General features: G+C 61.2%; 26 protein-coding genes. 4 read left to right on the top strand and 22 right to left on the bottom strand.

Annotated features, from left to right (window positions below):
• Positions 1-70: 70 nt before the first annotated feature.
• A complete protein-coding gene (locus tag EV686_RS15710) occupies positions 71-1,762 on the top strand; it encodes an AMP-binding protein (RefSeq protein WP_132477906.1) in 1,692 nt (563 codons plus the stop codon).
• Between the two features lie 34 nt (positions 1,763-1,796).
• Here the strand turns inward: EV686_RS15710 and EV686_RS15705 are convergent, their stop codons facing one another.
• The 5 genes from EV686_RS15705 to EV686_RS15685 form a co-directional block, all read right to left on the bottom strand.
• A complete protein-coding gene (locus EV686_RS15705) occupies positions 1,797-3,980 on the bottom strand; it encodes a TonB-dependent receptor plug domain-containing protein (RefSeq protein WP_207901827.1) in 2,184 nt (727 codons plus the stop codon).
• Between the two features lie 22 nt (positions 3,981-4,002).
• Entirely contained in the window at positions 4,003-4,806 is an 804-nt protein-coding gene (locus EV686_RS15700) for an ABC transporter ATP-binding protein (protein WP_132477905.1), read from the bottom strand.
• The gene (locus EV686_RS15695; protein ID WP_132477904.1) at positions 4,803-5,816 is read right to left on the bottom strand and encodes a FecCD family ABC transporter permease; all 1,014 of its coding nucleotides are present in this window, start codon (positions 5,814-5,816) and stop codon (positions 4,803-4,805) included. The genes EV686_RS15700 and EV686_RS15695 overlap by 4 nt, the downstream gene beginning before the upstream one ends.
• Positions 5,817-5,828: 12 nt before the next feature.
• Positions 5,829-6,515 carry an ABC transporter substrate-binding protein gene (locus EV686_RS15690; RefSeq protein ID WP_279389494.1) on the bottom strand — a complete coding sequence of 229 codons (687 nt, stop codon included), beginning with the start codon at positions 6,513-6,515 and terminating at the stop codon, positions 5,829-5,831.
• Positions 6,516-7,118: 603 nt separating this feature from the next.
• Positions 7,119-7,949: a response regulator transcription factor gene (locus tag EV686_RS15685; RefSeq protein WP_165972645.1), complete on the bottom strand. Its 831-nt coding sequence runs from the start codon at positions 7,947-7,949 to the stop codon at positions 7,119-7,121.
• A gap of 30 nt (positions 7,950-7,979) precedes the next feature.
• Between EV686_RS15685 and EV686_RS15680 the strand changes: the two genes are divergently transcribed.
• Positions 7,980-8,426, top strand: coding sequence for a hypothetical protein (locus EV686_RS15680; RefSeq protein ID WP_132477901.1), 447 nt, complete (start codon positions 7,980-7,982; stop codon positions 8,424-8,426).
• Positions 8,427-8,537: 111 nt separating this feature from the next.
• On the opposite strand, the gene rpsQ is transcribed toward EV686_RS15680, so the two are convergent.
• Genes rpsQ through rplC form a run of 10 tightly spaced genes read right to left on the bottom strand, consistent with a single transcriptional unit; the run spans position 8,538 to position 13,297 of the window.
• Entirely contained in the window at positions 8,538-8,819 is a 282-nt protein-coding gene (gene rpsQ, locus EV686_RS15675) for a 30S ribosomal protein S17 (protein ID WP_132477900.1), read from the bottom strand.
• Between the two features lies 1 nt (position 8,820).
• Entirely contained in the window at positions 8,821-9,012 is a 192-nt protein-coding gene (gene rpmC, locus EV686_RS15670; RefSeq protein ID WP_132477899.1) for a 50S ribosomal protein L29, read from the bottom strand.
• A 12-nt stretch (positions 9,013-9,024) separates the two neighbouring features.
• Positions 9,025-9,441 carry a 50S ribosomal protein L16 gene (gene rplP, locus EV686_RS15665; protein ID WP_132477898.1) on the bottom strand — a complete coding sequence of 139 codons (417 nt, stop codon included), beginning with the start codon at positions 9,439-9,441 and terminating at the stop codon, positions 9,025-9,027.
• A 2-nt stretch (positions 9,442-9,443) separates the two neighbouring features.
• Positions 9,444-10,232: a 30S ribosomal protein S3 gene (rpsC, locus tag EV686_RS15660; protein ID WP_132477897.1), complete on the bottom strand. Its 789-nt coding sequence runs from the start codon at positions 10,230-10,232 to the stop codon at positions 9,444-9,446.
• A gap of 9 nt (positions 10,233-10,241) precedes the next feature.
• Positions 10,242-10,571, bottom strand: coding sequence for a 50S ribosomal protein L22 (gene rplV / locus EV686_RS15655; protein WP_132477896.1), 330 nt, complete (start codon positions 10,569-10,571; stop codon positions 10,242-10,244).
• 6 nt (positions 10,572-10,577) lie between these two features.
• The gene (rpsS, locus tag EV686_RS15650) at positions 10,578-10,853 is read right to left on the bottom strand and encodes a 30S ribosomal protein S19 (RefSeq protein ID WP_132477895.1); all 276 of its coding nucleotides are present in this window, start codon (positions 10,851-10,853) and stop codon (positions 10,578-10,580) included.
• A gap of 12 nt (positions 10,854-10,865) precedes the next feature.
• The gene (rplB, locus tag EV686_RS15645) at positions 10,866-11,693 is read right to left on the bottom strand and encodes a 50S ribosomal protein L2 (RefSeq protein ID WP_132477894.1); all 828 of its coding nucleotides are present in this window, start codon (positions 11,691-11,693) and stop codon (positions 10,866-10,868) included.
• Positions 11,694-11,990, bottom strand: a complete 297-nt coding sequence (gene rplW, locus EV686_RS15640) for a 50S ribosomal protein L23 (protein WP_132477893.1) — start codon at positions 11,988-11,990, stop codon at positions 11,694-11,696.
• A complete protein-coding gene (rplD, locus tag EV686_RS15635) occupies positions 11,987-12,607 on the bottom strand; it encodes a 50S ribosomal protein L4 (protein ID WP_132477892.1) in 621 nt (206 codons plus the stop codon). Before rplD ends, rplW begins: the two co-directional genes overlap by 4 nt.
• Before the next feature lie 3 nt (positions 12,608-12,610).
• Positions 12,611-13,297 carry a 50S ribosomal protein L3 gene (rplC, locus tag EV686_RS15630; RefSeq protein WP_165972644.1) on the bottom strand — a complete coding sequence of 229 codons (687 nt, stop codon included), beginning with the start codon at positions 13,295-13,297 and terminating at the stop codon, positions 12,611-12,613.
• A 489-nt stretch (positions 13,298-13,786) separates the two neighbouring features.
• On the opposite strand from rplC, the gene EV686_RS15625 reads away from it, so the two are divergent.
• Both EV686_RS15625 and EV686_RS15620 read left to right on the top strand, forming a co-directional pair.
• Entirely contained in the window at positions 13,787-15,973 is a 2,187-nt protein-coding gene (locus EV686_RS15625; RefSeq protein WP_132477890.1) for a TonB-dependent receptor domain-containing protein, read from the top strand.
• Positions 15,974-16,085: 112 nt separating this feature from the next.
• Complete coding sequence (locus tag EV686_RS15620; protein ID WP_132477889.1) at positions 16,086-17,627, top strand: methyltransferase regulatory domain-containing protein; 1,542 nt, start codon at positions 16,086-16,088, stop codon at positions 17,625-17,627.
• A 19-nt stretch (positions 17,628-17,646) separates the two neighbouring features.
• Here EV686_RS15620 and EV686_RS15615 read toward each other — a convergent pair whose 3' ends face one another.
• From EV686_RS15615 to EV686_RS15585, 7 genes are all read right to left on the bottom strand, one after another.
• Positions 17,647-18,627: a Bug family tripartite tricarboxylate transporter substrate binding protein gene (locus tag EV686_RS15615; RefSeq protein WP_132477888.1), complete on the bottom strand. Its 981-nt coding sequence runs from the start codon at positions 18,625-18,627 to the stop codon at positions 17,647-17,649.
• Positions 18,628-18,678: 51 nt separating this feature from the next.
• A complete protein-coding gene (locus EV686_RS15610) occupies positions 18,679-19,473 on the bottom strand; it encodes a class I SAM-dependent methyltransferase (protein ID WP_132477887.1) in 795 nt (264 codons plus the stop codon).
• A gap of 483 nt (positions 19,474-19,956) precedes the next feature.
• Complete coding sequence (gene thiC, locus EV686_RS15605; protein ID WP_132477886.1) at positions 19,957-21,870, bottom strand: phosphomethylpyrimidine synthase ThiC; 1,914 nt, start codon at positions 21,868-21,870, stop codon at positions 19,957-19,959.
• A 318-nt stretch (positions 21,871-22,188) separates the two neighbouring features.
• On the bottom strand, positions 22,189-22,620 hold the full coding sequence (locus EV686_RS15600; RefSeq protein ID WP_132477885.1) for a type II toxin-antitoxin system death-on-curing family toxin: 432 nt from the start codon (positions 22,618-22,620) through the stop codon (positions 22,189-22,191).
• 19 nt (positions 22,621-22,639) lie between these two features.
• Positions 22,640-22,861 (bottom strand): AbrB/MazE/SpoVT family DNA-binding domain-containing protein, encoded by a 222-nt coding sequence (locus tag EV686_RS15595; protein WP_132477884.1) that lies wholly within the window; start codon positions 22,859-22,861, stop codon positions 22,640-22,642.
• 207 nt (positions 22,862-23,068) lie between these two features.
• On the bottom strand, positions 23,069-23,380 hold the full coding sequence (gene rpsJ / locus EV686_RS15590) for a 30S ribosomal protein S10 (RefSeq protein WP_132477883.1): 312 nt from the start codon (positions 23,378-23,380) through the stop codon (positions 23,069-23,071).
• A 60-nt stretch (positions 23,381-23,440) separates the two neighbouring features.
• A partial coding sequence (locus EV686_RS15585; RefSeq protein WP_481347968.1) for an EF-Tu C-terminal domain-related protein occupies positions 23,441-23,532 on the bottom strand: 92 nt, incomplete at its 5' end.

The following is a 23,532-nucleotide window of genomic DNA, read 5'->3' as shown; positions in this document are numbered from 1 at the left end:
TCCCGATCACGGCGGGCCGGCTTGCGCAAAGATCATACGAGGCGGCCGGCGCATTATCGGAGACTTCATCATGGAACGCATCTGGCTCAAGAACTATCCGCAAGGCATTCCGGCCGACATTACCGATCAGCTCGACCAGCACGCTTCCCTGGCCGCCATGCTGGACTACAGCCTGAAACGCTACGCCGGCAATACCGCCTACACCAGCATGGGCGCCCGCATCACCTATGCCGAGCTCGACCGCAAGTCGCAGCAGTTCGCCGCATGGCTGCAATCCATCGGCATCAGGAAGGGCGATCGCGTGGCCCTGATGATGCCCAACCTGCTCCAGTATCCCATCTGCCTGTTCGGCGCACTGCGCGCCGGCGCCATCGTCGTCAACACGAACCCTTTATATACGCCCAGCGAGCTGCGCCACCAGTTGAAGGACTCCGGCGCCAGGGTCATAGTCATCGCCGAGAATTTCGCGCACACGTTGCAGGAGGCGCTGCCGGACACCGACGTGGAAACCATCGTCGTGACCTCGGTCGGCGAGCTGCTGGGCGCGGTCAAGGGGGCCATCGTCGACCTGGTGGTCAGACATGTGAAAAAGCTCGTGCCCGCCTGGTCGCTGCCCGGCTCGCTGCGGCTGGGCCAGGCGCTGCAGGAAGGCGGCAAGGCCGGCTTCTCCAAGCCCGAGCTCACCCATGACGATATCGCATTCCTCCAGTACACCGGCGGCACGACAGGCGTGGCCAAGGGCGCCATGCTGACGCACGGCAATATGGTGGCCAACGTGCTGCAGGCCCACGCCTGGATCGCGCCATATGTGCAGCCGGAAAAGGAATGCATCATCACGGCGCTGCCGCTCTATCATATCTTCGCGCTGACGGCGAACTGCCTGACGTTCATGTACATCGGCGCCAGCAACCTGCTGATACTGAATCCCCGCGACATACCCGCATTCATCAAATCGCTGCGCGGCACGCGCTTCACTGCCCTGACCGGCGTCAACACCCTGTTCAATGCGCTGCTGAACCATCCCGATTTCGCCAAGGTGGATTTCTCCAGCCTGCACCTGGCCCTTGGCGGAGGCATGGCGGTGCAGGAGGCGGTGGCGATGCGCTGGCTGAAGGCCACGGGCGTCCCCATTGCGCAGGCCTACGGCCTGACGGAAACATCACCCGCCGTCACCATCAACCCACTCGACGTCAAGGAGTTCACGGGTTCCATCGGCCTGCCCGTCTCCTCCACCGAAATCGCCATCCGCGATGCCGACGGCAAGGACGTGCCGCAGGGTGAAAATGGCGAAATCTGCGTCAGGGGGCCGCAAGTGACGCCGGGCTACTGGAACAATCCGGACGAAACCCAAAAGGCGTTTCATCCCGACGGCTTCCTGATGACAGGCGACATCGGCTATGTGGACGACCGTGGCTACGTCTACATCCTCGACCGCAAGAAGGACACCATCATCGTATCGGGCTTCAACGTCTATCCGAACGAAGTGGAGGCCGCCGCCATCCAGCACCCGGATGTGCTGGAAGCCGCCGCCGTCGGCGTGCCGGACGAGCACTCCGGAGAAGCCGTCAAGCTGTTTGTCATCCGCAAGAACGACAGGTTGACGGAAGATGCGCTGATCCAGCACTGCCGCAAGCTGCTGACGGGCTACAAGCGTCCGAAGTACGTGGAGTTCCGCAGCGACCTGCCCCGCACCAACGTAGGCAAGATCCTGCGCCGCGAACTGCGCGACGCGAACAAGGGTCCGTCCTCGCGGAAGGTGTAGCAAATTCTCTCCGGTCCGTCAGACCCCGACTGCCTTAGTGATAATCGATCCGCAGATTGGCATAGACGACACGGCCAGGGCTGGAGTAGGTCGCGTTGTAGCCGCGGTAATCCCTGTTGAACAGATTCTCTGCGCCGACGTTGATCGACACATGCTTCCAGGCTGGCGGCGTAATCGAGAACCTCAGGTTCGTGACGGCATAGCCCGGGTTTTCGTTTTCGCCCTTGGAATCGTAGTAGCTGCTGCTGCGGTACTCCACCTCGGGGATGACGGTCAGCCAATTCGTTGTCCGCCACTGAGCATAGACCATGCCCAGGTGACTGGGGCGGCTGGTGAACTTCAGGTCGCGGTCTTCCTTGTTGCGCATGTGCAGGTAGGCATAGTTCACGCCAAGCAACAGGCGCGGCGATGCGCTGTACTGCAGGCCCAGGTCCACACCCTTGCGTTCCGTGATGCCTGAGATGTTCTCGTACTGGCGCACGGCAAAGCCCGGATAGGTATCGAAGTCATAGTCCGAACGCTGGAATGTATTCTTGGAGCGACTGTAGAACACGCTGCCCTCCAGACGCATGCCGGGCAGCGGATGGCCCACATAACCCAGCTCGTAATGCATGGACTGCTCGGGCTTCATGCCCGGATTCTGCAGCGTAAGGGCGCCGACCTCGGTTCCAGGCGTGCAGCCTGTCGCGCCGCCCGGGCACCTGGTCGTCGGGCCGGCGGCATAGTTGGAATAGGACTCCTTGAACGACGGGAAGCGCGTCTTCTTGGCCACGCTGGCGCGGAAGGTATGCGCATCGGACGGCTTGTAGAAGATGGCCAGCTGTGGATCGAAGGTATCGATGCTCGGACTGAGCTTGGAACCGGCCGCGGGATATCTGTCCAGCAGATCCTGGGTCACGGGTCCGATATCGTTTGCATCGGACTTGCGCTTGGTGTAGATGGCGCCTATCTGGGCTTCCCAGTGATCGTTGATGGTCCAGGTATCTTCCAGCGCCAGGGACAGGAACTCCTGCTGCACCTTCTGGTCGCTGCCCGGCAGCGTCGCACCGTTGGCCAAACTGGTATCGAACGAACGGTGCTCTTCGTCCTTGAAGCTGATCATGGCCTTGAGCTGATGGTTGCGGATGATTTCCGTGCCGACTTCCAGCGACGCCCCGAAGGCCTTGTCGTCGTAGTGGCTGCCGTTGGGACGGCCCTGCCAGTAGTCCATGGTGTTCTGGAACTTATCGTAGTAGACGCGCGGCTTGACGTAGAACTGATCGTTCCAGAAGCGGGTATTGGACACGAAGGAAACAGTTTCGCGATCCCAGCTCGGCCACTCCCACACGGTCGGCACGACCCGATCGTTCCCGCCGGAGCCCGGCATCTTCACGGCGCTCTGTTTGGCATAGCTGAGCACGTATTCATCCGTGGCATTGGGGATATAGCCGATGCGGATGCTGCCGCGGCGATCTCGGGTCTTGTAGTCGTAGCGGTCGGAATCCACATCATTGCCGCGGGCATCCGTGCCCACGAAGTTCTCGGCCAGCTTGGTGTAGCGACGCTCGAAATGCGAGATCCCGGCCTGCAGATACCATTTGTCCTGCAGCGTGCCCACATTAGTGCTGAATTCCGTCACATTGCCGGTGGCCGTGCCCAGCGTGGCATTCAAATCGAGTTCGGAACGCGGGCGCAGCGATACGATATTGATGACTCCACCCTGCGTATTGTGGCCGTACAGCACAGAGCTGTAGCCTTTAGCCACCTGGATGGAGGACACGTCCGCTGTCGTAAAGCGCCCCAGGTCGGAATAGCCGTCGTAGGGAATGTACACGGGAATGCCGTCCATGTAGATCGGCACGGCCTTCAGATCGTAGCCGCGCACATAGACGCTGGACTCGTAGCGCCCGCCGCCCGGGCTGTTGTAAGAGACGCCAGGGATCAGTTTCAGGGCGGTGCCAACATCTTTCTTCTCCAGCATCTCCAGAGTGTCGCGCTCCACCACGGCTTCGGCCTCTTCTGCCGCCGTCTGGCTCTTGCCATAGACCTGCACCGTGCCCAGCGTGAACACGTTTTTCTCGCTGTCCTGCGACACCTGCTGCGCCATCGAGGGAAAAGACGACAGGCACAGTACCGCCGCGGCTACTGTCCGCAACCGCATGCCGGGCGGCAGCCACCCCTCTGCACAAGTCCTGCCTTCAGCCCGCTCCCCTTCCCGATAATGTGATTTCTTTATCATGATCATGATCTCTTTCGAGTAGTTAAGACAAAACACCGGCAGCATCGCCGCCGACACCAGTAAGCTCCCGCCGAACCAGGCCCGGCAGGTTGTCGCGCACGTCCTGGGGATCCAGTCCGTATATCGATCCCAGGCGCTGCGCCGTCATCACGTCGTCGACGACTCCCGAGGCAAGCACGCGCTGCTCATGCAACAGAACGACACGATCGGCCACGCGCAGCACCTGATCAGGCTGGTGCATGGTCAGCAGGATGGAATAGCCGGCGTCGCGCAGTTGCCGGATATGCGCCAACACGCGCAGTTGGTTGCCGAAGTCCAGGTTGGAAGTCGGCTCGTCCAGGACCAGCACCAGGGCCTGCTGCGCCAGCGCGCGGGCGATCATCACCAGTTGGCGTTCGCCGCCGCTCAGCTGCATGTAGTTGCGATGGCGCAGATGCACAATACCCAGGCGCTCCAGCGCCTCCAGGACGACGGCCAGGTCTTTTTTTCCGGGCGACGCATGCCAGCGCAGGTGCATGGTGCGGCCCATCAGCACCACCTGCTCCACCGTGAATGGGAAGGCGCCGTTATGCGCCTGCGGCACATAGGCGACCCGCTGCGCCAGAGCGGTGCGCGTCCAGCCGGGCATGGAACGGCCATCCAGGCGGATTTCTCCCGACCGCGGTTTCAGCAGGCCCAGCACGGCCTTCAGCAAGGTAGTCTTGCCGCAGCCGTTCGCCCCGAGGAGACAGACGATTTCCCTTTCGCCCAGGTCCAGGGATATCTGCGTCAGGCAGGCCCTGGGCCCATAGCCGACGCTGACATCATGCAGTTCCAGCACGCTCATCGCCGATCCCCCGTGCGGATCAGCAGGCTCAGGAAGAAAGGAGCGCCGATGGCGGCCGTGATGATGCCCAACGGAATCTCGATGGCGAACGCCGAGCGTGCGACGGTATCGGCCAGTACCAGGAACGCTCCGCCTATCATGAGGCTGGCGGGCAGCAGGACGCGGAAGTCCGGCCCCACCAGCAGGCGCGCCACGTGCGGAATGACCAGCCCTATCCAGCTGATGATGCCGGTAATGGCCACCGCCGACGCCGTCATCAGGGTAGCGCCCGCAATGAACAGCAGGCGCGTGTTGCGTACGTTGACGCCCAGCGCCTGGGCCTCTTCATCGTCGAGGCTGAGCACGTTCATGCGCCAGCGCAGCAGCACCAGCGGCAGCATGCCCGCCAGCATGACGGGCAGCACCGCCCGCATATCCTCCATGTTCACGGCATTGAGCGATCCCATGAGCCAGAACGTCATGCTGGGCAGATCACGATAGGGATCGGCCAGCACCCTGGCCAGCGCAATCCCCGCGCCGAACAGCGAGCTGACGGCAATGCCCGTCAGCACCAGCGACAATATGGGGCTGTGATGCTGCGCCATGCGCGCGACGGTAATCACCATGACCACGACGACCAGGCCGCCGGCGAATGCCGCCAGCTGAATCATCAGCAGCGGCAAGCCGAGGAAGATGGCCAGCATGGCCCCCAGGCCCGAGCCGGCGGAAATGCCGAGGATATCGGCCGATACCAGCGGATTGCGGAACATGCCCTGATAGGCGGCTCCCGCCCCCGACAGACAGGCGCCCACCATGATGCCGGCCACGATGCGCGGCAGGCGCACCTGCCACAGCACGCGGTCCACCGCGGTGGCGGCAGCGTCTCCGCCGTCGAGCCAGTAATGCCGGAAAGACTGCCCGAAATCGTGCCATGTCATCGTATATTGACCGATGAAGAAGGCGGACAGAATGGCAGCGGCGCAGGCCAGTGTCATCACGGGCCATATCGCCATGCGCGGATTGGGCTGCATGATGCGCCCGTCCTACGACTGAAGCCTGTCGATGGACGACAGCTCCTCCGGCGTCAAGGTATAGCCATAGAACAGGTCGAAGTACCGTATCACCGCTTGCTGGTAGCGTGCCTGCGGCCACAGCTCGGGATAGAACACATGCAACCCCCACAGCATGCCCAGCAGCCGGTTGACGCAAGGGGGGTGATCCATCCAGCCGAACGGTACGGTCGGCACCAGGTGATACCTGCCCTGGCGCACTGCGCGGTAGTCTTTCCAGACCCTTTCCGTTTGCAGCCTCTGGAAGAAATTGGGATCCTGCGTCAGGATCACGTCTGGATCCCATTGGATCAATTGCTCCATGGAGATCCGCGCCAGAAGGTCGCGCCCTGCGGCAGCCGCGACATTGCGCGCGCCCAGCGTATCGACGACTTCAGTATGGATGGAACCCGCCAGCCCGGTTTCCATGCCGTCGGCGCCACGCCCGACGAACACAGTGGGCGCCGTCTGCGCCTGTGCCCGCGCTTCCTGTCCGGCCGCGAGCACGTTTTCGGCGAAGTCGGCCAAAGCCCCGCCCTTGCCCGGCTCGCCCAGCATATCGCCCAGCAAACGCAATTGACCGGCCGAATCCGCCAGCCTGCCGCTGACAACGACATAAGGAATGCCTGTCTGTTGATAAACCCTCTCGGCCGTCGATGTATAGAATGCCTGTCTGTTGATAAACCCTCTCGGCCGTCGATGTATAGCTGGCGCTGGTATTGCCCACGTCCACGATGATGTCGGGCTTCAGTTCCAGCAGCCGTTCCATGGGAAAGGTGGAGGCGCGACCCGCCAGACGGCCGGTATTTGGCAAATTGCGTATCGTGTCGGAGAAATATTTTTTGCGATCGTCGGGAATATTGTGTGTGGAAATGCCCAACAGCTTTTCCGGTGCCAGCGACAGCAGGAGTACGTCGGCCACGGGACCGGCGCTGACGATGCGGCGGATACTGCCGGCCGCGGGAATCTTGCCGAAGGCAGCGGCCAACAGCGGAGACTCCAGGGAAGACACGCCTTTGGCGATGGATAGATACGGCGCCGTTCCAAGCCCCAGGCTGATGGCGGCTTTCAGAAAAGTTCTACGTTGCATGGCGATCCAGACAAGTACGTTGTGATCAGACCGCGATTTCGCTGCCTGCCGGAAGATTCAATTAAAAATTTGGCACATATTTATATATATACCATTATATATAACGAATCATCTGAATCTACGTCATGGAAACGCCACACCGATCATCATTCGCCAGCCGAGAACCGACCAGCCTCAGCTTCGTGCCGCCGTTTTCAGGCCTGGCTGCTGCTGCCCTTGTCGGCCTTGCCGCGCCGCGCCCGGGGCGCCATTTTTTCCCGGCGATACTGCGCAGGCGGCATGCCGTGATATTCCCGGAATGCCGTCACAAAATTGGCGGCGCTTGAATAACCGACCTCCGCCGCCAGCGCCTGCAAGGGCAATGGCGTGCTCTTCAGCAAGATCTCGGCCCTTTGCATGCGTTCCTTGCGCAGGTATTCAAAAGGCGTCATGTTCAGGCATCGGCGGAATGCCTCGATCAGCCGCCTGTCGCTGACATCCAGTCGATGCGCGATCGTCCGGGTGTTGGGGATTTCCGCCAGATGATCGCGCACATGCATCCGGGCCGCATTGACCAGGATATCGTCCTCGTCCTGCGCATTGGCGGCGTCGGAAGGCTTCGCGCCGGCCTGCTCCAGCTGCGGATTTCCGTTGTTCCGGCCTGCCAGTCCCAGATGAATGGCAATGCGCGCCCGCACTTCTCCGTCCTTTGCCGGCAGAAGGATGCAATCCACGGCGCCATAGCGGAACGCGTCCAGGCGCTCCTGCGGATGCAGGCCATCCGACAGTACCAGCACCGGAATCTCCGCCGTCGCCGCGTTCGCCTTCAGCATCTGCAGCATTGCCATGCCGTTGCCTTTTTTCAGAGGCAGGCCGAGAAGAATGACATCAGGGCGCAGTGCGATTGCGCGCGCGTATCCGCGCTCGCCATCATGGGTCAGCGTTGTCTTGACTCCTCCAGTTCGGAAAGAACGATGAAACCCATCCAGGTTTCCCTGTCCATCAATCAGCAGTACATGCAAATTTGCAGGTAAGGAGTAGACCATTAATGCAACTCTCAAAAGGCCGATAGGCCGGTGCTGCGACATGCTTTTGGCGAATGTTCCGTCCACACCGCAGCACAGTCAGGCAGGGTGCGCATCGAATGGCAGAGGGAGACAGAACCTGAATTCTTTGATTGTTATGTAAATTTTCAGGTTGAGGCATGGGCTGGGAGGACAGCCTTATCTTCCTTGACAATCATCCGCCATGGTCCAATAGCTGAGCCCTTTCTGGGTAATATTTTTTTACTCTTATTTTCTTGTTTTAAATCACTTGCTTATTATTTAAAATTTTGGAATTACATATATGATTTAAAAGATTTTTTATTGATGAATTATCGATACTGCATAATGTTAAACAATTCAAAAATGTTGCATATTTACACATTTAAAAAGAATGACAGGCTGGCAAGGTGCGCCTGCCTGCAGGACCGGGCAGCCTCGGCGTGCGACACGGCGGCGGAAAAGAAAAAACCCAATTGATCCCTGACGGAAACAATTGGGTTTCGAGATTCGGGGCCTGCGTAGCCGCAGGCCTGGCGCTACGCTGCATGCGCCCTGGACCAGACTGTCAGCCCGGCCCTTGGGCTGGCATCAGATGACGCGCGCGGCTTCCAGAAGACGGACGACGGTCCAGGCCTTGTTGCGGCTGATGGGACGGCCTTCCGCGATTTCTACGGTGTCGCCTTCGTTGTACTGATTGGCTTCGTCATGCGCCTTGTACTTGTTGGAGCGGATGACGATCTTGCCCAGCACAGGATGCTTGACGCGGCGCTCGACGCTGACCACGACAGTCTTGTCCATCTTGTTGCTGACAACTTTGCCGATCAGCGTACGCTGGCGCTTGGCAACGGTGGTTTCTTGAGTCTGGCTCATGTCACTTTCCTGCGTTCTCGGCCATGATCGTGCGCACGCGAGCAATGTCGCGACGCACTTTCTTCAGCTGGCTGGTGTTGGAAAGCTGCTGGGTGGCACGCTGCATACGCAGGCTGAACTGTGCCCTCAGCAGGCTTTCGAGCTCTTTGCCGAGCTCGGCGGCATCTTTGCTGCGAATTTCGCTGGCTTTCATGGAATATTCTCCTTAAGCGCCGATCTGACGTGCTACGAACGTCGTCGCGATGGGCAGCTTGGCAGCGGCCAGACGAAATGCTTCGCGCGCCAGTTCTTCACTGACACCTTCCATTTCGTACAGCACTTTGCCCGGCTGGATCTCGGCAACCCAGTATTCCGGGTTGCCCTTACCGCTACCCATACGCACTTCCGCAGGCTTCTGGGAAATGGGCTTGTCCGGGAAAACGCGGATCCAGATGCGGCCGCCACGCTTGATATGACGGTTGATGGCACGACGTGCGGATTCGATCTGGCGAGCGGTCAGGCGGCCACGACCCGTGGCTTTCAGACCGAATTCGCCGAACGAAACCTGCGCGCCGCGGGTTGCCAGGCCGGTATTGCGGCCCTTGTGTTCCTTGCGATACTTTCTGCGAGAAGGTTGCAACATGGTTATTCTCCTTCGGCTGCAGGTGCTGCGTCCGGCTTGCGTGCGGCGCCACGGCCACGACCACCAGCGGGACGGCGGCTGTCGGGACGGTCGCCACGGGGCGCACGGCGAGGACGACGCTCGTCTTCGCGCGGTGCCGCTGCCTCGGGAGGCTGCTCGCCGTTAGGCAGCAGGTCGCCCTTGTAGACCCACACCTTGATACCGATAATGCCGTATGTGGTTTGCGCTTCGGATGTGCCGTAGTCGATGTTGGCACGCAGGGTGTGCAGGGGCACACGGCCTTCGCGGTACCATTCCGTACGGGCAATTTCGATCCCGTTCAGACGGCCGGAACTCATGATCTTGATGCCCTGGGCACCCAGACGCATGGCGTTCTGCATGGCACGCTTCATCGCACGACGGAACATGATGCGCTTTTCCAGTTGCTGCGCGATGGAATCGGCAATCAGCTGGGCATCAGTTTCGGGCTTGCGGATTTCTTCGATATTGACGTGTACGGGAACGCCCATCAGACGTTGAAGATCAGCCTTCAGGCTTTCAATGTCTTCGCCGCGCTTGCCGATCACGACGCCCGGACGTGCCGAGTAGATCGTGATGCGTGCATTCTTGGCGGGACGCTCGATGACCACGCGGCCGACCGAAGCGCTCTTGAGTTTTTTCTTCAGGTATTCGCGGACGCGGATATCCTCGGCGAGCATGCCGCCGAAGTCCTTGTCGCTGGCATACCAGCGGGAATTCCAGTTACGCGTAACGGCGAGACGGAACCCGATCGGGTGAATTTTCTGACCCATTGCGACTCCTTAAGCCCCGACCTTGACCACGATGTGGCAAGTCTGTTTCTCGATGCGGTTGCCGCGGCCTTTGGCGCGTGCGGAGAAGCGCTTGAGCGACTGGGCCTTGTCCACGTAGATGGTCGTGACCTTCAGTTCGTCGATGTCGGCGCCGTCATTGTGCTCGGCGTTGGCGATTGCCGACTCCAGAGCTTTCTTGACGATACCGGCGGCCTTCTTGGGCGAGAACGTCAGGATGTTCAGCGCCTGGGCGACCGACTTGCCGCGGACCAGATCCGCAACCAGGCGTGCCTTCTGCGCGGAGATGCTGACGCCGCGAATGATAGCTGTAGTTTCCATCGTCGCTTACCTCTTCGACTTCTTGTCTGCCGCGTGACCCTTGAACGTGCGGGTCAGGGCAAACTCGCCGAGCTTGTGGCCAACCATGTTCTCGTTGATGTAGACGGGAACGTGTTGACGGCCATTGTGCACGGCAATCGTCAGCCCGATGAACTCGGGCAGAACTGTGGAACGGCGCGACCAGGTCTTGATGGGCCGTTTGTCTTTGCCTTCGACGGCCGCATCGATCTTCTTGATCAGATGCGCATCGACGAATGGGCCTTTCTTGATAGAACGTGACATAGTCTTCGCCCCTTACTTGCGCTTGCGACGCGAGACAATCATATTGTCCGTGCGCTTGTTACTACGGGTACGGTAACCCTTGGCAGGGGTACCCCATGGGCTGACGGGCTCGCGGCCTTCGCCCGTGCGGCCTTCGCCGCCACCGTGCGGGTGGTCGACCGGGTTCATGGCAACGCCGCGAACCGTGGGGCGGACACCGCGCCAGCGGACAGCGCCGGCCTTGCCGATCTGGCGCAGGCTGTGCTCTTCGTTGCCGACTTCGCCAATGGTGGCGCGGCAGTCGATATGCACGCGGCGGACTTCGCCGGAGCGCAGGCGAACCTGGGCGTAAGTGCCTTCACGGGCCAGCAGCACTGCGGAAGCGCCGGCCGAGCGTGCGATCTGCGCACCCTTGCCAGGCATCATTTCGATGCAGTGAATGGTGGAACCCACGGGAATATTGCGGATCGGCAGCGCGTTGCCTGCGCGGATCGGGGCATCACGGCCGGAGAGCAGCGTTGCGCCGACCGTCAGGCCACGGGGAGCGATGATGTAGCGGCGCTCGCCATCGGCGTAGACCAGCAAAGCAATGTGTGCCGTGCGGTTGGGGTCGTATTCCAGGCGCTCTACCTTGGCGGGGATGCCGTCCTTGTTGCGACGGAAATCCACCAGGCGGTAGTGCTGCTTGTGACCGCCGCCCCGATGGCGCACGGTGATGATGCCGCGATTGTTGCGGCCCGAGCCGCGCGACTTCTTTTCCAGCAGGGCGGCGTGCGGCGCACCTTTGTGCAGATCAGGACTTACGACCTTGATCATGCCACGGCGACCCGCCGATGTCGGTTTGACGTTTACGAGTGCCATTTAGTTCACCTCTGTAAAGTCGAGTTCCTGACCGTCCTTGAGCGAGACATATGCCTTGCGCTCATTACGGCGGCGACCCATGAAACGGCCAAAACGCTTTTCCTTGCCCTTCTGGTTCAGAATTTGAACGGATTCAACTTCGACCTTGAACAGCAGCTCGACGGCAGCCTTGACTTCAGGCTTGGTGGCGTCGGGCGCAACGCGGAAAGCGATTTGCTGGTTTTTTTCTGCAACGAACGTGGCTTTTTCAGTCACGACCGGAGCCAGGATTACTTGCAGCAGACGTTCGGTGTTCATCCCAGCAGCTCCTCGAGTTGTGCGATGGCCGGGCGCGTGATCAACACATTCTTGTAGTGGATCAACGACAGCGGATCGGCGTAGCGCGGTTCGACCACGGCCACATGCGGCAGATTGCGCGTGGCGAGATAGATGTTCTCGTCAACGCTGTCTGTGATGATCAGCACGGAATCGAGGCCCAGGCTCTTGAGCTTGGCGGCAGCCAGGCGAGTCTTGGGGGATTCGAGTTCGAACGTGTCGACCACCGCGATGCGGTCTTCGCGAGCCAGTTGGGAAAGGATCGCGCGGATACCGGCACGATACATTTTCTTGTTGACCTTCTGGCTGAAGTTCTCGTCGGGCGAGTTCGGGAACGTACGGCCGCCTCCGCGCCAGATGGGCGAGGAAGTCATACCGGCACGGGCGCGGCCGGTGCCTTTCTGGCGCCACGGCTTCTTGGTGCTGTGCTTGACTTCGGCGCGATCCTTCTGGGCGCGATTGCCGCTGCGTGCATTGGCCTGGTAGGCAACGACGATCTGGTGGACCAGCGCTTCGTTGAAGTCGCGACCGAAGATGACGTCGGAAGCGGCAACGGTAGCGGACGATTGTCCTTGTTCGTTCAGGAGCTTGAGTTCCATGGATTATGCTCCTTTCGGCAGTTTCTTGACCGCCGGACGCACGATGACATCGCCGTTCTTGTGGCCGGGAACTGCGCCCTTGACCAGCAACAGGCCGCGCTCTGCATCCACGCGAACGATGTCGAGGTTTTGAACGGTACGGGTAACATCACCCATATGGCCGGACATGCGCTTGCCGGGGAACACGCGGCCGGGATCCTGCGCCATGCCGATGGAACCGGGAACGCGGTGCGACAGCGAGTTACCGTGCGAATTGCGCTGGCCGCTGAAGTTGTGACGCTTGATGGTACCGGCAAAGCCCTTACCGATGGTGGTGCCCGTAACGTCCACTTTCTGGCCGGCTTCGAAAATGCTTTCGACGGCCAGGGTCGCGCCGGCTGCAAATTCAGCTGCCTTGGCGGGATCGAGACGGAATTCTTTCGTGTTGCTGCCGGCTTGGACGCCGGCTTTGGCAAAGTGCCCGGCCTCAGGCTTCGTGACGCGGGTTGCGCGGCGCTCGCCATAGACGACTTGCACTGCTGCGTAGCCATCGACTTCGGGGGTCTTGACCTGGGCAACGCGGTTGTTGGACACGTCCAGCACTGTCACCGGGATGGACTCGCCTTCCTCGGTGAAAATACGGGTCATGCCGACTTTGCGCCCCACAAGCCCGAGCCGCCAGGCGGCAGGCGTAGGTGTCGAGTTCGACATCATTTTCTCCATTCCCGACTACGATTGGTCGGGGCTAATTTACAGGCGGATGCAGCACAAGACCGCCTCTGCAGGCGTCTTGCATTGCGAACCGCCACGGGTAAACAATCTTGGCTTTTACAGCCAAGCCATCTAATTTAGCATGCAAGCAAGAAAAACTCAAATATTTCGGGGGCATGGCGCCTGGCGGCTGCGGAAAACCCAACACAGGCGCGCCGGAGGAGCGGCGCAATGACCTTCTCAAGGTCCGGCAAGGGATATGCCTACCCGCCGGTTTCTTGACCACGGGCCCAGGAGCAAGCCTCGCCGTGAACGACGAGGCCAAGCGGGGCAGTGCTCCTATATGTACGGCGCCGAAGGCGCCCCCGTATTGTGATGAGGAAGCTCCCGACTTCAGGCGGGAATGATTTGTAAATAATAATGGATCTCAATATCGATCATGATAACATTTGACCCTTCTTTACCTATATTTACCGTTCTGGAGTTCTCATGTCCTCCCCTCTCCGACCCGCCGCAATGACTCCGCGTCCCCTCATCGTTGCGCTGCAGGCCATCGGCATCACCGCGCTTTCCGCCGGCGGCGTGCTGGCCCAGACCACGCAGGCTCCCGGGGTCATGGAACTCAGCAATATCGTCGTCACGGCCAGCGGCTACGAACAGGACATCAAGGACGCCCCGGCCAGCATCAGCATCATCACCGGCGAAGAACTGCGCAAGCAGCCGTTCAGCAACCTGCAAGACGCCATCCGCCACACGGAAGGCCTGAGCATCGTGGGCTCCGATGCGGCGGGCAAGGACATCGCCATCCGCGGCATGCCCGCCGACTACACTGTCATCATGGTCGACGGCCAGCGCCGCAACTCGCGCGAAACCCGCACGCGCGGCGGCTCCTCCGGCCTGCAGTCGCAACTGATTCCGCCTCTGGACGCCATCGAGCGCATCGAAGTCGTGCGCGGCCCCATGTCGTCGCTGTACGGCGCCGATGCCATGGGCGGCGTCATCAACATCATCACGCGCAAGGTCCCCGAGACCTGGGGCGGCTCGATCAGCGCCGACACATTCCTCAGCCAGCGCGACGATCGCGGCGACCTGAGCCAGACTTCCTTCTGGCTGGGCGGTCCGCTCAAGACCGATCTGCTCGGATTGCAGGTCTACGGCAAGTACAGCGACCAGGGCGAAGATACGGTATGGGCCGGCCGCCCTGGCAGCCGCGACAAGTCCGTCACGGCCAAGCTGACGCTGACGCCGACCGACAAGCAGGAAATCAGCCTGGAGGCGGGATATGAAGAGTTCAGCCGCATCCAGTCGCTGGGCAAATCCGTACGGCCCGAAAACCTGGTCAGCAAGGCTGGCAAGATCATCACCAAGGCGAACACGGGCACGCTCTCCGACGATTCCCGCAGCCACTGGGCAATTTCGCACAAGGGCCGCTGGGATTTCGGCGAGACCGAACTGAGCTTCGCCCATGAAACCAGCAAGCAGCGTACGCTGGATCCCGACACAGGCCTGGTCAGCTACGACGGCGGCGCCGAGCCCAAGCTGGACAGCTCGATCCTGCAGGGACTGGTTACGCTGCCGTTCGAACGGCACGTGCTGAAGATCGGCGGCCAGTACGAATGGAAGAAACTGTCGAACGTCGACGGCGAAAACAGCTCCTTCAAGAACGGCAACAAGAAAAACGCGGTCACGCCGAACCCCTTCGGCGCGGTCTCGGAAATCAAGCGCAAGTCCTGGGCGCTCTTCGTGGAAGACGCCTTCGACGTCACGGAAGACTTCACCGTCACCGCCGGCATCCGCCTGGACGAGGACGAATACTACGGCTCGCACTGGACCCCGCGCCTGTACGGCGTCTATCGCGCCACCCCGACCGTTACGGTACGCGGCGGCGTCGCCAAGGGCTTCCGCGCCCCCACCATGCGCCAGGTCGTGCCGCAGTACGTCACCTCGACCGGCGGCCCCACCAGCCAGACCGGCATCATGTACGGCAACCCCGACCTGAAGCCCGAAACCAGCGTCAATACGGAACTGGGCGTCCGCTACGACGCGCCGTCCGGCTTCAGCGCCAGCCTGACGCTGTTCAACAACGACATCAAGAACAAGATTTCCAGCGACTACACCGGCGGCGACGATCCGGTGACGGGCGCTCCGCTGTACCAATACCTGAATATCGACGAGGTACGCATCCGCGGCATCGAAACCTCGCTGACCTGGCCCGTCACGGATGCCGTCAAGCTGACCGCCAACTACACTTATACGGACTCCAAGCGCAAGAAGGGCTCGGAAACCACCTTCCTCGGCGAGTCGCTCGACGGCTATGCCTTGGACAAGACGCCTGAGCACATGGCCAATGTTCGGGTCGACTGGCAGGTCAACGAAAAGCTGGCCACCTGGGGGCGCGCGAACTACGAGGGCAAATCGTACTGGGCGGCCTATCGCAACGGCCCCTCTTCCCACATCCGCGAGCGCAAGGGCCTGACCACGTTCGACCTGGGCCTGGCGTACAACGTCAGCAACAACGTCACGGTCAACGCTGCGGTCGTCAACGTCGCCAACAAAGTGCTCGACGTCGACTACGCGCCGATCTGCGGAGCGGCTGAAGCCGGCTGCGGCCCGTCCGGCAACTGGATGGCCGATCCCGGCCGCCAGATCTGGCTGGGCATGAATGTACGGTTCTGATACCACTCCAGATCAAACGTATACCTTACCGGCTGCGCTTGCCCTACACTTGCGGTATCTGCGCTTTGCCTTCGCGTGCACGCTTGACCTGGAAATGGAATAAGGAGCTTCGATGCAGAACTGGGCGGACGGCTATTTCACAGGCAGCCATTACACCTATGGCTACTTCGACTACCTGTCGCCCGTGCAGCAGCGCTTCGCGCTGCTGCTCAACGGCCTGGAATGCCCGCCGTCCGACAGCCCGCATCATTGCGAACTGGGCTTCGGCCAGGGCGTCACGCTGAACGTCCACTCGGCCAGCAATCCTGGCTGTTATACCGGCACGGATTTCACGCCGGACCAGGCAGTGTTCGCCGCCGGCCTGGCGGCGCGCGCATGCAATCGCTCGCTGCGCATCCTGGACGACAGCTTTGCCGACTTCCATGCCCGCAAGGATCTGCCGCAATTCGACAGCATTTCCCTGCATGGCATCTGGAGCTGGGTCAGCGACGACAACCGCCGCGTCATTGCCGATATCGTCCGCCAGCGCCTGAAGCCCGGCGGCATCCTGTACCTGAGCTACAACTGCCTTCCCGGCTGGGCCAACATCCAGCCCCTGCAAAGGCTGATGGAACTGCACGACCGCTTCGGCGGAGCCGGCCGCAAGGCGGAGCAGCGCGTCGATGACGCCCTGGGTTTTGTGCGCGCCGTGCTGTCCGCCCAGCCAGCGTACGCCGAAGCCGCCGGCGAAACGCTGCGCAAGCAGCTCGACGCACTGGGCGGCGACAAGGCCTATCTTGCGCACGAGTACCTGAACCGCAACTGGACCGCGCCTTATTTCAGCGATGTCGCCCAGGCTCTGGCCGACATACGGCTCGAATTCGGCGCCACGTCGCAGATCCTCAAGCGGCTGGATGCCTTGCACCTGACGGCGGCCCAGCGCCAGATGCTGACAGCGATCGACAACCCCATCCTGCGCGAGCAGGCCCAGGATTACTGTATCAACACGCGCTTCCGCACCGACCTGTTCGTACGCGGCGCCATCCGGCTGACACCGGAGGCGCAACGCATCCGCCTGTTCCGGCAGCAGGTCGTCGCCTGCGTGCCGGCCCGCAAGATCAGCTTTACCGTCAGCACGCACCTGGGCACGTTCGAGCCCCACGACGATCAGTACGCCCCTGTGCGGGAGGCATTGGCCGACGATGGCGGATGCGTCAAGACCATCGGCGATATCGTCGAACATGCCGGACGGCGGGGCCTGGATGAAACGCGCGCGCTGCGCGCTTTGCTGACATTGATGGGCACCGGCCAGGTCTACGCTTGCCAGCCGGAAGCCGATCTGGACAATGTCCGGGAGCGGGCGCGGCGGTTCAACCGGACCATCGCCGAACTGGCGCTGGAAGACGACCACCTGCATGTGCTGGCATCCCCGCTGACCGGGGCGGGCATCAGCAACATTGGCCGCTCGGAACGCCTGTTCCTGCTGGCCATCTTCGACGGCATCGAAGATCCGGTCGATTTTGCCTGGCGCAGCATGAAGTCCATCGATGCATCACTGGTGCGCGATGGGCAGGCGCTGCAGGGCGATGCGCAGAACCTGGCTTATCTGCGCGAGCAATATGCGGCGTTCCAGGACGATCTGCTGCCTGTCCTGGAAGCGCTGCAGATCACCTGATCCCGGGCCGCCTGTCCGATTACTCGAACGTCAGGCCCGCGCTTTCGATGAGCTTGCGGTTGGCTTCGGCATCCGCCTTGATCAGTTCGGAGAACTGCGCGGGATCACCCGCCAGCGGCAGATTGTGGCTGTCTTTCAGCAGCGCCGCAATGCCGGGATGGGCAACCGCCTTGTTGATTTCGGCATTCATGCGGGCAAGCGTTTCGGCGTCGACGCCGGCCGGCGCGAAGAAGCCGAAGACGGACTGCTTGCCGGCTCCGGCATAACCCAGCTCGCTGAAGGTCGGCACATCCGGCAGGAAGGCGACGCGCTCGGCAGCGGCCACCGCCAGCGGACGAAATGCGCCGCTCTCGATCTGCGCCATCAGGGCGGGACTCATGTTGGTGGAAATCAGCTCGTACTGGCCGCCTATGCCGTCCGTCAGCTGCTGGCCCGCGCCCTTGTAGGGGATGTGCGTCAGCTCGATGTTCGCCAATTGCTGCAGTTGCTCCAGCATCAGATGCCCGACGGAGCCCTGGCCGGACGTCGCCCAGCGCAGCGAACCCGGCGCGGCGCGCGAGGCGTCGATGACGTCGGCGAATCCCTTACCCTTGAAGGCTGGCGTGCCCAGCAGGATGACCGGCGACACCATGACACTGGCCACTGGCTGGATATCCGCCTCGGCGTCATAGGACAACTTGCGCTGCAGGGGAGAAAGACTCAGCGGGCTGATGGACGCGAACACCAGTGTGTAGCCGTCGGGCCGGGCCCGGGCAACCTCCCCCATGGCGATCGTGGCGCCGGCGCCGCCTTTGTTCTCCACGACGAAGGATGCGGACAATTGCTCGGCCAGGCGATCCGCCAATGCGCGCGTCACGGTGTCGCTGACGCCGCCGGGAGGATAGGCCACGATGACCCGGACCGGCTTTTCCGGCCAGCCGGCCGCCGTTGCCAGGGAACTGAGGCAAAGAAACAATCCCGCCATCGAAATGGAAAGCAGGTTACGCAGAATGGAAATCATGAGGGCGCCATCGAAATGAAATAATCCCGATTTTACTCCGCGCGGCCCATCTTACTTGCCGGCATCCCAGGAAATCATGGCCCAGCGCATCGGCTCGCCGCCCTGCCGAGCGCGCTGGGCGTCGGCCTCGTACCATTCGCGCAACTTGCGCCTGTCCTCGTCGCTCAGCTCCCCGAAAGACCAGGCGACTTTTTCGGTGAACTCCTCAACGTTGGCGGTGCCTGCCAGGCGCCCGGGAAACTCCATGTAGTCCAACCGCGGATACAGGCCCATGCCGTGCAGCAGGTTGACGATATAGATATAGTCGGGAAACGACTGCTGCTGGCGCCCCAGCAACTTGGCAATGCCGGCATCGCCGAAGTGGCCGCCGACCAGGTGCGTCATGTAGCAACGCAGGCGCGCATGGCTCGTCATTTTCCGCAAGGCATCAGCCATGTCCGGCACTATGCTCGAACGCGACGCCACCACAATGTCGCAGACGGGAACGTCTTTCCAGTCGTCCGTCCAGGACAGCAGCAAGGGATGGACGTTGTCCAGGCCCGCCGCCCCGGCATTTTCCATCATGCATTCCAGCATGACGGGACTGTAGTCCAGCCCGTGCACGGCCTCCAGTCCGGAGGCCAGCGAGACGCCGATGGTGCCTGGGCCGCAACCGACGTCCAGCAAGGTCTTTGCGCCGGAAAGGTCCATGCGCGCAATGAATTGCCGCGTGTAGTCGCTCTGCATGACCTTGTCGCTGAGCGCCCTGGCGCGCTCGTCCCAGGCGCTGGCGGGCTTGTGCGGCCGGTCGCTGCCGCGCATGTGCTCCCGGTACATTTCGGCAAAATCAACGTCGTGTATCAGCATGCGCTCTTACCTTCCTGGGGATCAATCCTGATTTGCCGGCACAAGCGCCATGATACGGCCTTCTCCTGAAACAGGTTCCGGAACCGTGCGCAAATGCCGCCATCGTTATATATACGAGTATATTAATCGATCCCCGCCGCATGCATCAAACCGTCATGCGGCTGCCATACGCATATCGTTTTGAGTCGCCACGTTGCCAGCCACGGTTTCCCGAAGACTCACTGGCTTGCCTTATCTTCTTTTTTCGAATTTTGAAACCACATGAGAGCGGCAACCAGGCCATATATCACGCCAACGGTTGCCGCCAGAATACCCACGATAACCAAGAATGTGATCATCCCGAACTCCTTTTAATTAAGCTTTACGGATGAGCCCATCTTAAAAGACTTCGAATGTCTGGTTCATTACGGTTTGTCCATGATTGGAAGGGCATGGGGGGCGGTTCTTATGAACTGCCCCCCATGCTGCGCCGCAGACAGAAAATCAATCCGCGTGATAGATCTCCAGGCCTTTGCGTGCGAACTCCTGCGCTTTTTCCTGCATGCCCAACACCAATGCGGCGTTTTCATCCACGCCTCGCTCCGCGGCATACTTGCGCACGTCTTGCGTGATCTTCATGCTGCAGAAGTGCGGGCCGCACATCGAGCAGAAGTGCGCCACTTTCATCGAGTCCTTGGGCAAGGTCTCGTCATGGAACGCGCGGGCCGTATCCGGATCCAGCCCGAGATTGAACTGGTCCTCCCAGCGGAACTCGAAGCGCGCCTTCGACAAGGCGTTGTCACGAATGGCCGCGCCGGGATGCCCCTTGGCCAGATCGGCGGCATGCGCCGCTATCTTGTAGGTGATGATGCCGTCCTTGACATCTTTTTTATTGGGCAGTCCCAGGTGTTCCTTGGGCGTCACATAGCAAAGCATGGCCGTGCCGTACCAGCCGATCAGCGCCGCGCCGATGCCTGAAGTGATGTGATCGTAGCCCGGCGCGATGTCCGTCGTCAGCGGGCCCAGCGTATAGAACGGCGCCTCGCCGCAATGCTCCAGCTGCAGATCCATATTCTCCTTGATCATCTGCATGGGAATATGGCCGGGACCTTCGATGATGGTCTGGACATCGTGCCTCCAGGCGATCTGCGTCAGTTCGCCCAGCGTACGCAGTTCGGCGAACTGCGCCTCGTCGTTGGCATCGTAGGTGGAGCCCGGACGCAGGCCGTCGCCCAGCGAGAAGCTGACATCATAGGCCTTCATGATCTCGCAGATCTCTTCGAAGCGTTCGTACAGGAAGCTTTCCCGGTGATGCGCCAGGCACCATTTGGCCATGATGGAGCCTCCACGCGACACAATGCCGGTCATGCGATCTGCCGTCAGCGGAATGAACGGCAACCTCACGCCGGCATGGATGGTGAAGTAATCCACGCCCTGCTCGGCTTGCTCGATGAGCGTGTCGCGGAAGATCTCCCACGTCAGCTCCTCGGCCTTGCCATCGACCTTTTCCAGCGCCTGATAGATAGGCACCGTACCGATGGGGACCGGCGAGTTGCGGATGATCCATTCGCGTGTTTCGTGGATATGCTTGCCGGTGGACAGATCCATGACGGTATCCGCGCCCCAGCGGATGGCCCAGGTCATTTTCTCGACTTCTTCGGCAATGCCTGAACTGACTGCGGAGTTGCCGATATTGGCATTGACCTTTACCAGGAAGTTGCGCCCGATGATCATGGGTTCGCTTTCCGGGTGGTTGATGTTCGCCGGTATGACGGCGCGGCCGCGCGCAACTTCATCGCGCACGAACTCCGGCGTAATGACCGCCGGAATCGAGGCTCCGAACGATTGGCCTGGATGCTGGCGCAGCAGGCGTGCGACCATTTTTTCGCCATCCTTGCCGCTGGCTCGCAGCGATTCGATGGTCTGCTCCAAACGCAGATTCTCGCGCAGCGCAATGTATTCCATCTCGGGCGTGACAACGCCTTTGCGGGCATAGTGCATCTGGGTGACGTTGGCGCCCGCACGCGCGCGGCGCGGCTGGCGGCGCAAGCCGAAGCGCATGGCTTCCAGCACGGGATCGGCCAGTCGCCGGCGGCCGTATTCGCTGCTGGGGCCGTCCAGCATCTCTGTGTCCGCACGCTCTTCGATCCAGCCGCCGCGCAGCGCCGGCAAGCCTTTGCGGATATCGATGTCCGCATCCGGGTCGGTATAGGGGCCGCTGGTGTCGTACACCGTCAGCGGTGGATTCTTTTCACCGCCGAACAGCGTCGGCGTATCCGCCTGGGAGATTTCCCTGAAGGGCACGCGTATGTCGGGCCTGGAGCCCGTCTGGTAGATCTTGCGCGAACACGGCAAGGGGGCCACGGCGGCCGCATCGACCACGGCATCGGCGGCAATGAAGGGGGTTTGGGATTTCATGATAGCTCCATCGGTAGAAGGTGGAGCCGAGCGGGATGAGCCCCCATGCCGCTGGAAACGGATGCCATCGTTGCAGATTATGCCTTGGCCCGGATCGTCTCCGGAGATGGCGCTGCGGCTGGGGACGCGCTTCCAGCGTCGGCATTATCCGTACTGGTGCAAAGGGACTCTCTCAACCCGGTGAATGACTCACCGAGTACCCCTGCGTCGAATGCTCAGTATAGCAACAAAAAAGGCCCCCACGCTGCGCCTTCGGCTTGCTGCCCCCAAGGGGGCGCTTTTTGCCTGGGGACGGCCCGGCGGCAAAAAAACCCTGCTTTATTTCTGATAGGAGGGCGCCGGTTCCTGCACGCCGTCGGGCGGCGCCTGCACTGCGATGCGCTCGCGCAGCCAGGCGGCGAACTCGGTTTCGCCGATGGTGCCGTCGGCCAGTCCCAGGTATTGAGGATAGAGATCCAGATCATCCGCCTGTAATAATCCGCCGTTCAACTCGATGAAGACTTCGCAGGCGACAGCGGCCGTACGCTTGTTGCCGTCGACAAACGGATGATTTCGCGCCAACCCATACGCCAGACTGGCTGCAGGATCGGCCAGATCAGGAGGCGGTTCGCCATAGGCATGCCGCTGTAGGGGACGGGACAGCGCGGATTCGAGCAATGCTTGATCGCGCACTCTGGCGCTGCCGCCATGCTCGGCAAGCTGGCGGTCATGAATGGCCAAGGCCAGTACTCTGCTGATCCAGACAATCATTCCATTAGCCCTCCCATGCCTATTGCGCCAGCTTGTGCAGCAGCGTTCTGCGCTTGCGCATGACCTGTTCCGCCACAGCCATCTGCTCGGCCAGAGTCGGGTCGTAGGCAGTCAGGCGGATGCCGTCCGGCGTTTCGATGACATAGACCTCGTCGCCCTTTTCCACGCGCAGACGCGCCAGAAGTTCCTTGGGAAGGACGACGCCGGCGGAATTGCCGATAGCGGTGATCTTGAGTTTCATGTTTGGCCCCTGAGTTTGTAATTACAAATGTTATCACTCAGAACGGCGGCAGGCAATACATGCGCGCGGTGGAGCACCAGTCGAAGGCGCAGCGTGAGGGCATTTTCCATCGTCGAGCCGCCCAAGACAAAAACGCCTCCGGGAGACAATGCTCCAGAAGGCGTTTGCCGCTTTTCCTCGCCCTTGCGGGCCGAGGCTGCGCTTCGTTTATTGCAGTGCGATTTCCACGTCGACACCAGCAGGCAGGTCGAGACGCATCAGCGCGTCGACTGTCTTGTCGGTAGGATCGACGATGTCCATCAGACGCTGGTGCGTGCGCATTTCGAACTGGTCGCGCGAAGTCTTGTTCACGTGCGGCGAACGCAGCACGTCGTAGCGACGGATGCGTGTGGGCAAGGGAACCGGACCGCGGACAACCGCGCCCGTACGCTTGGCGGTATCGACGATTTCGGCTGCCGACTGGTCGATCAGCTTGTAGTCGAAGGCTTTCAGACGGATGCGGATTTTCTGGTTTTTCATGGTGATTCCTAAAGAACGAAGGTGTCGCCGGGAGTGTCGCCACCCCCGGAACAATGAGTATTACTGAGTGATTTTGGCGACGACGCCGGCGCCGACGGTACGGCCGCCTTCACGGATGGCGAAGCGCAGGCCTTCTTCCATCGCGATCGGCG

The sequence above is a fragment of the Paracandidimonas soli genome (assembly GCF_004342005.1).
Taxonomy (GTDB): Bacteria; Pseudomonadota; Gammaproteobacteria; order Burkholderiales; family Burkholderiaceae_B; genus Paracandidimonas; species Paracandidimonas soli.
The sequence above is the reverse complement of the archived record's forward strand: the minus strand, read 5'-3'. Positions and strand labels throughout refer to the sequence as shown.

Excerpts from the sequence above, each read along its gene's own strand:
- EV686_RS15610 (WP_132477887.1), bottom strand. The coding sequence starts at position 19,473 with ATGCTGATACACGACGTTGATTTTGCCGAAATGTACCGGGAGCACATG.
- rpsQ (WP_132477900.1), bottom strand. The coding sequence starts at position 8,819 with ATGAGCCAGACTCAAGAAACCACCGTTGCCAAGCGCCAGCGTACGCTG.
- EV686_RS15710 (WP_132477906.1), top strand. The coding sequence starts at position 71 with ATGGAACGCATCTGGCTCAAGAACTATCCGCAAGGCATTCCGGCCGAC.
- EV686_RS15685 (WP_165972645.1), bottom strand. The coding sequence starts at position 7,949 with ATGGTCTACTCCTTACCTGCAAATTTGCATGTACTGCTGATTGATGGA.
- rpsC (WP_132477897.1), bottom strand. The coding sequence starts at position 10,232 with ATGGGTCAGAAAATTCACCCGATCGGGTTCCGTCTCGCCGTTACGCGT.
- rplP (WP_132477898.1), bottom strand. The coding sequence starts at position 9,441 with ATGTTGCAACCTTCTCGCAGAAAGTATCGCAAGGAACACAAGGGCCGC.
- rplB (WP_132477894.1), bottom strand. The coding sequence starts at position 11,693 with ATGGCACTCGTAAACGTCAAACCGACATCGGCGGGTCGCCGTGGCATG.
- rpsJ (WP_132477883.1), bottom strand. The coding sequence starts at position 23,380 with ATGAAAAACCAGAAAATCCGCATCCGTCTGAAAGCCTTCGACTACAAG.
- rpmC (WP_132477899.1), bottom strand. The coding sequence starts at position 9,012 with ATGAAAGCCAGCGAAATTCGCAGCAAAGATGCCGCCGAGCTCGGCAAA.
- EV686_RS15595 (WP_132477884.1), bottom strand. The coding sequence starts at position 22,861 with ATGAAACTCAAGATCACCGCTATCGGCAATTCCGCCGGCGTCGTCCTT.
- EV686_RS15615 (WP_132477888.1), bottom strand. The coding sequence starts at position 18,627 with ATGATTTCCATTCTGCGTAACCTGCTTTCCATTTCGATGGCGGGATTG.
- EV686_RS15705 (WP_207901827.1), bottom strand. The coding sequence starts at position 3,980 with ATGATAAAGAAATCACATTATCGGGAAGGGGAGCGGGCTGAAGGCAGG.
- EV686_RS15695 (WP_132477904.1), bottom strand. The coding sequence starts at position 5,816 with ATGCAGCCCAATCCGCGCATGGCGATATGGCCCGTGATGACACTGGCC.
- rplV (WP_132477896.1), bottom strand. The coding sequence starts at position 10,571 with ATGGAAACTACAGCTATCATTCGCGGCGTCAGCATCTCCGCGCAGAAG.
- rpsS (WP_132477895.1), bottom strand. The coding sequence starts at position 10,853 with ATGTCACGTTCTATCAAGAAAGGCCCATTCGTCGATGCGCATCTGATC.
- EV686_RS15700 (WP_132477905.1), bottom strand. The coding sequence starts at position 4,806 with ATGAGCGTGCTGGAACTGCATGATGTCAGCGTCGGCTATGGGCCCAGG.
- EV686_RS15625 (WP_132477890.1), top strand. The coding sequence starts at position 13,787 with ATGTCCTCCCCTCTCCGACCCGCCGCAATGACTCCGCGTCCCCTCATC.
- thiC (WP_132477886.1), bottom strand. The coding sequence starts at position 21,870 with ATGAAATCCCAAACCCCCTTCATTGCCGCCGATGCCGTGGTCGATGCG.
- EV686_RS15620 (WP_132477889.1), top strand. The coding sequence starts at position 16,086 with ATGCAGAACTGGGCGGACGGCTATTTCACAGGCAGCCATTACACCTAT.
- EV686_RS15600 (WP_132477885.1), bottom strand. The coding sequence starts at position 22,620 with ATGATTGTCTGGATCAGCAGAGTACTGGCCTTGGCCATTCATGACCGC.
- rplC (WP_165972644.1), bottom strand. The coding sequence starts at position 13,297 with ATGTCGAACTCGACACCTACGCCTGCCGCCTGGCGGCTCGGGCTTGTG.
- rplW (WP_132477893.1), bottom strand. The coding sequence starts at position 11,990 with ATGAACACCGAACGTCTGCTGCAAGTAATCCTGGCTCCGGTCGTGACT.
- rplD (WP_132477892.1), bottom strand. The coding sequence starts at position 12,607 with ATGGAACTCAAGCTCCTGAACGAACAAGGACAATCGTCCGCTACCGTT.